We start from the raw sequence: 6,920 nt of genomic DNA on the forward strand, positions 1-6,920 counted from the left end.
ACACATGGATTTTTCCTATTCCCCAGCACGTTCTTTTTTCACTGCAGCTAAATCGTCCTGAACACTGTTTTCCCAAAGTTTTACATTAGTATTGTACGCAGCTCTAGCAATAAGATGTCCGGCTACAGGCGAGGTCATAAAAATAAACACAATTCCAAGAATCAGTCGAGAATTCATATGGCCTTCTAATAGGTAGAAGTATAGAAAGGTACCTGCTAAAACAAACATAACTCCTAATGTAGCGGCTTTAGACGCAGCGTGTGTGCGTGTATACACATCTGGTAATCTGATAAGGCCGACGGCTGTAACGACCGTTAGAAGTGCTCCAAGTGCGATGCATATCCCGATAATAACCTTAACTATTTCGATCACGTTCAAGGATGACCCCCTTTTCTAAATACTTGGAGAAGGCAACTGTACCAATAAAAGCTAAAATTCCAATCAACAAGATAACCTCTAGGAAAGCATTTGATTTTAACATGATGGAAACAAGCGCGATGATGGCAACTAGACAGATTCCTAGTGCATCAAGTGCAACCACCCTGTCTGGTGTTGTAGGACCTTTAATGACCCGATACACCATAGCAAGCATGGATAAGGTAATACAAACTAAAGAAATGGTTATGACCCACTGTAACATTACCTGCTCACCTCCATGATTGCTTTTTCAAATGTATTTTTGATGCTAGAGATGGCTGCCTCCACATCTGAAGCGTCCATCGCATGGATATAAAGAGTTCGATTATCATCTGAAATATCAACAACTAATGTCCCAGGTGTTAATGTGATCAGATTGGATAACAAAGTGATTTCCCAATCATTTTTTAGTTCAGTAGGAAGAGCAAAAATTCCTGGCTGGATATCAAGCTTTGGTTTAATGATTACCTTTAAAACAGCTATATTAGATAAAAGAAGCTCTCTAATAAAGATGGCAATCAGGTTGATTATTGCTATCACTCTTAATAAGTAAAAGCGGGAAGGGAAAAAACGTCGAAAGGTAAAGACGAGCAATAACCCGAAAAAGTAGCCAACAAAGAAATCTATCGGTTCATTAGAGACTTTTAAAAACATCCAAACAAGAGCTAGAAAAACATTTAATAGAATTTGAAATGCCATTGTTATCACTCCTTCATGACGGCATTGATGTAGGTGGAAGGATTAGTAAGTGTTTCCGCAGCTTCTAAAATATACGGGTAAACCAGCTCCGCTCCAACTCCATACAACACAGAAATAATCACTAAAATAGCGGGAGAGATAAGCAACCAGCTAACAGGAGCTTTTTCTTCCTTTTCGTATGTGCGATGAATGCCCCAAAACCCATTAATAAAGATTTTCATAACAGAAAAAAGAACAAGGAGACTCGACATTAACACAATTCCAGCACCCCAATAGGCTTCTGCCCCAAAACCACTCTTAACAATCAACAGCTTACCAACAAAGCCACTTAATGGGGGAATTCCAGCTAAAGCAAGGGCAGATACTAAGAACATCCAGCCTAATAAAGGATAATTCTTAATCAATCCACTGATTTTCTTTAAGTTGCTCGTTCCTGTAATCGCAATGACTACTCCAGCAAGCAGGAATAATGCGGCTTTAATGAGCATGTCATGAATCAAATAGAAAATTGCACCTGTCAAAGATTCAGTTGTATTTACCGATACACCAAACAAAATAACCCCAACAGCAACGATAATGTTATAAATAATAATCTTCTTAATATCCCAGTACGCTATTGCTCCAATAATGCCAACAATAATCGTGATGACCGCAAGTCCCCCTAAGAGCTCGTGAGTATAGCCAGGGTCATGAGGGAAAAAGAGTGTATACGTCCTCATGATAGAGTAGACCCCAACCTTGGTTAAAAGAGCCCCGAACAACGCCAAAACAGGTGCAGGAGGAGCGTAATACGAGCCAGGTAGCCAGAAATAAAGCGGGAAAATGGCTCCTTTTAAGCCGAAAACGATTAAAAATAACACGGCAATGACTGTTAAAATACCAGGCTGTCCCACTTCTGCAATTCTTGTGGAGATATGTGCCATATTTAGCGTTCCTACGACCGAGTAAAGGTAAGCAACGGTAATAACAAACAACGAACTAGAGATAATATTCACTAAAATATATTTCACCGATTCGCGAAGCTGAGCCTTTGTTCCGCCTAGAACCAATAGCACGTAGGAGCTCATAAGCATCACTTCAAAGAAGACGAAAAGGTTGAAAATATCTCCCGTCGTAAATGCACCATTAATCCCGACAATCAGAAATTGCAAAATAGAATAATAGTAGAACTTTTCTCTTTCCTCTCCAATTGCCCGGAAGGAATAGAGACAGCAAGCGAAAGCAATGACACTTGTAGTCAAAACAAGAAGGGAAGAAAGCATATCAGATACTAACGTAATCCCAAAAGGTGCTTCCCAATTTCCTAAGTTTAATGTTTGAATTCCATCTGTTCGAACCTTTTGAAAAAGTAGAATAGACACAAATACGGTGGATAATAAGGATAAAACGGACACCCACCTAGAGGCTATCGTAAAGCGATTCAAAAAGATTAATATGACTGCTGTAAAAAGCGGAATCAGTATAGGTAATAAAAGCAAATTATTCATTTATTTTCGTCCCTCTCAAGCGATCCATGTTGTCCGTTCCTAGCTCTTGGTACGCGCGATAAGCTAATACTAGGAAAAAGGAAGTTACACCAAAGGCAATAACGATAGCCGTTAATATTAATGCCTGTGGCAATGGATCATTGTACCCGGCAGCATGTTCTCCAAGTAAGGGAGCAGCGCCATTTTTTAGGCCTCCCATAGTTAAAACCAATAAATGTGTGCCATGACTTAAAAGTCCCGTTCCGATAATAATTCGAAGTAAACTTTTAGAAAGCATTAAATAAGTGGCTGCCATAAAAATAATACCAACTACAAACGCCATAACGATTTCCATTATTCGTCCTCCCCTATTGTTTGAATAATGGTCATTGTGACACCGATAACGACAAGATACACACCGATATCAAATAACACTGCTGTGTGCAACGATGTTTTGCCAAGGATAGGCAAGTAAACATCATTAAATGCATGAGTCAAAAATGGAACATTAAACAGCAATGATCCTGCCCCTGTTCCGATCGAAAAAAGAAGCCCAATTGCCGTCATAATGCGGTAATTGACGGGTAATATATTGGCCACCGTCTTCATATCAAACGCTAGCAGCAAGAGTACAAGAGCTCCTGCTGTCATCAATCCTCCAATGAATCCTCCACCCGGATAATAATGTCCAGCAAAGAAAAGATGAATAGAGAAGAGGAGAATGATGAACAAAGTCACTTTTGTTACCGTTTGTAGAATGAGGTCATTCGTTCTCATCCTTCTTTCCCCCTTGTTAGACGTAGTTTAATCATTGCAAAAATACCAAGTGACGCAATCGCAAGTACACAGATTTCAAATAACGTATCAAAGCCACGGAAGTCAACAAGAATGACGTTTACCATATTTTTCCCTGCAGCACGGATATACGTATTGTCTACGTAAAATTGTGAGATCGAATCAAATAGCTTTGTACTATAAGAAGAAAGTGCAATAGCGGTGACAATCGCACCTACTCCTATAGAAATAACAGCATTTGTGAGTTTAAAAGGAATTTTTGATTCTTCCTTTTTGAATTTCGGTAAATGATAGAAACACAGTAGAAACAATGCAACAGACACTGTTTCAATGACCAGCTGAGTAAGTGCTAAATCCGGTGCACGGAAAACAACAAAGAAAAGGGCAACCGTATACCCAACTGCTCCTAGCAAGATAATAGAGGTGAGTCTTGATTTAGCAAACAGAATGGTAATGGTAGCTACGACTATAAGCAAGGAAAGAACCAGCTCATAAATACCAATGCTTGATACATTTGCTGTGTCGATCAAAAACGCGTCTTTCTTATAAAGCGTGTAGCCTAAAATCAGAATGAAAAATGCAAAAATATAGACCAAATACGTCCGGATATAGCCATTCATATAAAATCTTGTTAGCTTAAACGAACCAGATTGAATCGATTCTAGTCCTTTGTCATATAGCTTGTTCAAGGTTAATTTTTCAGGCAGTAAGTCATAGGTTCTTTCCCATTTCGGTAATGTCAAATACAGAAGAATCCCAAGAATCACGACCCCTAGAGTCATAAATAATTCTGGAGTTGGACCGTGCCAAAAGTAAATATGAACGTCAAACATATCTCCTGGAGAAAGCAGGCTAGGTAAAATCGAAGCCATCGCCGGTGAAATTAAATTATGGGAAAGAATATTCGGAAACAATCCAAAAATAATGACTAAAGAGCCGAGTACAACTGGTGAAATGAGCATTCCAAGCGGTGCCTCATGTGGTTTCTTCTTTAATTGTTCCGGTTTGTATTTACCAGTAAACGTTTTAAACACAAGCTTCATACTGTATATAAACGTGAATACACTGGCGATCCAAGCAAGAACAGGAAATAATAATCCCCAAGTGCTTAGAGAGAAAAGGTCCAATTTTAAAATATTTACCATACCAGTAAAAAACATTTCTTTACTTAAAAATCCGTTAAATGGTGGCAAGCCAGCCATAGAAAACGCACCGATAAGTGCAAGCGTAAAGGTAATCGGCATCAAATGCATCAAACCGCCAAGTTTCCTTATATCACGTGTTCCTGTTTCATGGTCAACAATTCCTACGACCATGAACAAGCTTCCTTTGAAGGTAGCATGATTAATTAAGTGAAAGACAGCAGCTGTCGTTGCAACGGTAAAAACATTATCGTCTATTCCATCATAGTGTAGGGCAGCAGCACCAACACCTAACAGAGACATAATCAACCCTAATTGGCTAACGGTAGAGAAGGCAAGTATGCTCTTTAAGTCAGTCTGTTTGACAGCTGAAAAAGAACCCCAGAACAATGTGACGATACCGAACCCTCCGACAAGCCAGAGCCAAACAGGTGATTCAGCAAACACGGGACTCATTCTCGCTACAAGATAAATACCCGCCTTAACCATGGTTGCCGAATGGAGATAGGCACTAACAGGTGTTGGAGCTTCCATTGCATCAGGTAGCCAAATATGGAATGGAAACTGAGCTGATTTAGTAAAAGCACCAAGTAAAAAGCATAGTATTGCTGGAATAAGTAAGGTGTGCTCTAACACAACGTCTGATTGTGTGACAATTTCTGAAATGCTAAAGGATCCTGTCATGATGTATAGCAGGATGATTCCTCCTAGCATAGCAAGTCCACCGAAAACGGTAATTAACATAGACTTTTGTGCACCATATCTCGACTTTTCTCGATGATACCAGTAGCCGATAAGTAAGAAGGATGAAAAACTAGTCAGCTCCCAAAAGCCGTACATAACAATTAAATTATCGGAAAGGACCACACCGAGCATTGCTCCCATAAAGAGAAGAAGATACACGTAGAAGCTCCCGAGCTGTTCCTTATCCTTTGCTAAATAATAAATCGAATAAAGAACAACTAATGCCCCAATTCCTGAAATAAGCAAAGCAAAGAGTAATCCAAGTCCATCTATTTTAGCCGCAAAATTAATGCCAAGAGAAGGAATCCACTCAAAGCTTTCATATACTGTACCTTGGTGCGAAGTGGTACTAATAAACGAAAGAAAATAGCTAAATAATACAACTGGTAATGGTAGTACAAACCATCCTGTATGTATTTGTCTAATGCTTTTGGAAAAAATGGGTATGATGACCGCAAGCAATAGAGGTGAAACAATGGCCAAGTGTAGCAAAGACAAAACAAAACCCCCTCTTTATATGTAAGTAAAAACTGTTTTTTTAAAAGTAATACTGCCTATTACTATTTCCATATTTTTCTCCGAACATGCTTTCCTCTTTCTTTTACCGAAACAGCCATATAAAAAAGTATAACGTAAAAAAACAGACCTTGCATGCCCTAAGCGCACAACATCCCTTACTTGAAGCTAAACTAATAAATAGGTAGAAACGCAGAAGAAATAGTGAAAAAATTTTATTTTTTTGAATAAAATCAGACTTTTATCCTCAAAATAATTTTAAAGTGAGGTGTGAGGATGAAAAAGAAAATACTAGCTTCATTGTCCATTTTTCTCCTCTTAGTGTCCTTGGCATGGACATTAGATAAAAAAGATAAGCGTGAATTTTATAGTCCTGATGAGGAGGGCGATGTTGTTGAGATTTTTACCACTGACCCAGGATTAGAGATTCAGAAAAAGAAGTATCGCATGTTTAAGGCAAGGGAATATGTAAGAATTGAGAGACCATAAAGACTTGTAATATGTTCTCCTATCTTTCATAATAATGAAAGAATATCATATGTGGAGAATTCAATGAAAAATACGTATTTAACAAGTTACTTTCCTTTGGTGTCTATTTTATTATTTAGCTTGTCCTTTGCGATGCTAGTTGAGGTGCATCTTTTTAAATTTTTAAATGCTACCGGTATTTATGTGGGAATGCTAGAATTCTTTTCTAGAAGTGGAATCAAGCTTGCGTTGCTTATCTTATTACTCGTTGTCTTTTTTATGGTTTTTGCGGCTTTAAAGCTGATTGCTGATACGATCAATGAGCTGTCCTTACTCTTTTTTTCGAAGGATTTTAACGGCGAAAGCTTAAAGGATGTGCGTGCAGGGGCGATTATTTATTTTTCAGGCTCTGTATTATCGCTTTTAGGATCTGCCCATGTAACCATACTAGCTATCGTTTTTGCCATTACAACGATAAGTTACTTTGTCTTTTTTGTGTATAAGGTAAGTTCGAAGCTGTCACTGTCTGGAATTATTGGACTGATTTTTTTTCAGGTCCTTACCTGGTCAACCCTCGTGTTAGGTGTCGTATTTATTGCGTTAAAAGTATACAACAGCATCGTTGCTAGTTTACCAGTATAAGAACCCCGGATGAAGAACTCATCCGGGGTTT

At 38.6% G+C, this 6,920-nt stretch carries 9 protein-coding genes; 2 read left to right on the forward strand and 7 right to left on the reverse strand.

The genetic code is table 11. The features are described from left to right. Positions 1-15: 15 nt before the first annotated feature. Genes mnhG through ACGLXV_RS16070 form a run of 7 tightly spaced genes read right to left on the reverse strand, consistent with a single transcriptional unit; the run spans position 16 to position 5,761 of the window. Positions 16-372 (reverse strand): monovalent cation/H(+) antiporter subunit G, encoded by a 357-nt coding sequence (mnhG, locus tag ACGLXV_RS16040; protein ID WP_119710705.1) that lies wholly within the window; start codon positions 370-372, stop codon positions 16-18. Next, positions 356-640, reverse strand: coding sequence for a Na(+)/H(+) antiporter subunit F1 (locus tag ACGLXV_RS16045; RefSeq protein ID WP_119709774.1), 285 nt, complete (start codon positions 638-640; stop codon positions 356-358). The genes mnhG and ACGLXV_RS16045 overlap by 17 nt, the downstream gene beginning before the upstream one ends. Then, the gene (locus ACGLXV_RS16050) at positions 640-1,116 is read right to left on the reverse strand and encodes a Na+/H+ antiporter subunit E (RefSeq protein WP_391559461.1); all 477 of its coding nucleotides are present in this window, start codon (positions 1,114-1,116) and stop codon (positions 640-642) included. The genes ACGLXV_RS16045 and ACGLXV_RS16050 overlap by 1 nt, the downstream gene beginning before the upstream one ends. A 5-nt stretch (positions 1,117-1,121) precedes the next feature. After that, complete coding sequence (locus ACGLXV_RS16055) at positions 1,122-2,603, reverse strand: Na+/H+ antiporter subunit D (RefSeq protein ID WP_391559462.1); 1,482 nt, start codon at positions 2,601-2,603, stop codon at positions 1,122-1,124. Then, positions 2,596-2,937 carry a Na(+)/H(+) antiporter subunit C gene (locus ACGLXV_RS16060; protein WP_119709771.1) on the reverse strand — a complete coding sequence of 114 codons (342 nt, stop codon included), beginning with the start codon at positions 2,935-2,937 and terminating at the stop codon, positions 2,596-2,598. The genes ACGLXV_RS16055 and ACGLXV_RS16060 overlap by 8 nt, the downstream gene beginning before the upstream one ends. Then, complete coding sequence (locus ACGLXV_RS16065; protein WP_119709770.1) at positions 2,937-3,359, reverse strand: Na(+)/H(+) antiporter subunit B; 423 nt, start codon at positions 3,357-3,359, stop codon at positions 2,937-2,939. Before ACGLXV_RS16065 ends, ACGLXV_RS16060 begins: the two co-directional genes overlap by 1 nt. Continuing rightward, positions 3,356-5,761 (reverse strand): Na+/H+ antiporter subunit A, encoded by a 2,406-nt coding sequence (locus tag ACGLXV_RS16070; RefSeq protein WP_391559463.1) that lies wholly within the window; start codon positions 5,759-5,761, stop codon positions 3,356-3,358. The genes ACGLXV_RS16065 and ACGLXV_RS16070 overlap by 4 nt, the downstream gene beginning before the upstream one ends. A gap of 294 nt (positions 5,762-6,055) precedes the next feature. Here ACGLXV_RS16070 and ACGLXV_RS16075 point away from each other — a divergent pair, with 294 nt between their 5' ends. Further along, positions 6,056-6,268, forward strand: a complete 213-nt coding sequence (locus ACGLXV_RS16075) for a hypothetical protein (protein WP_391559464.1) — start codon at positions 6,056-6,058, stop codon at positions 6,266-6,268. 63 nt (positions 6,269-6,331) lie between these two features. Then, positions 6,332-6,889, forward strand: coding sequence for a DUF5366 family protein (locus ACGLXV_RS16080; RefSeq protein WP_391559465.1), 558 nt, complete (start codon positions 6,332-6,334; stop codon positions 6,887-6,889). The last annotated feature ends 31 nt before the right edge of the window (positions 6,890-6,920 follow it).

The sequence above is a fragment of the Robertmurraya sp. genome, assembly GCF_036676585.1.
Classification (GTDB): Bacteria; Bacillota; Bacilli; order Bacillales; family Cytobacillaceae; genus Robertmurraya_A.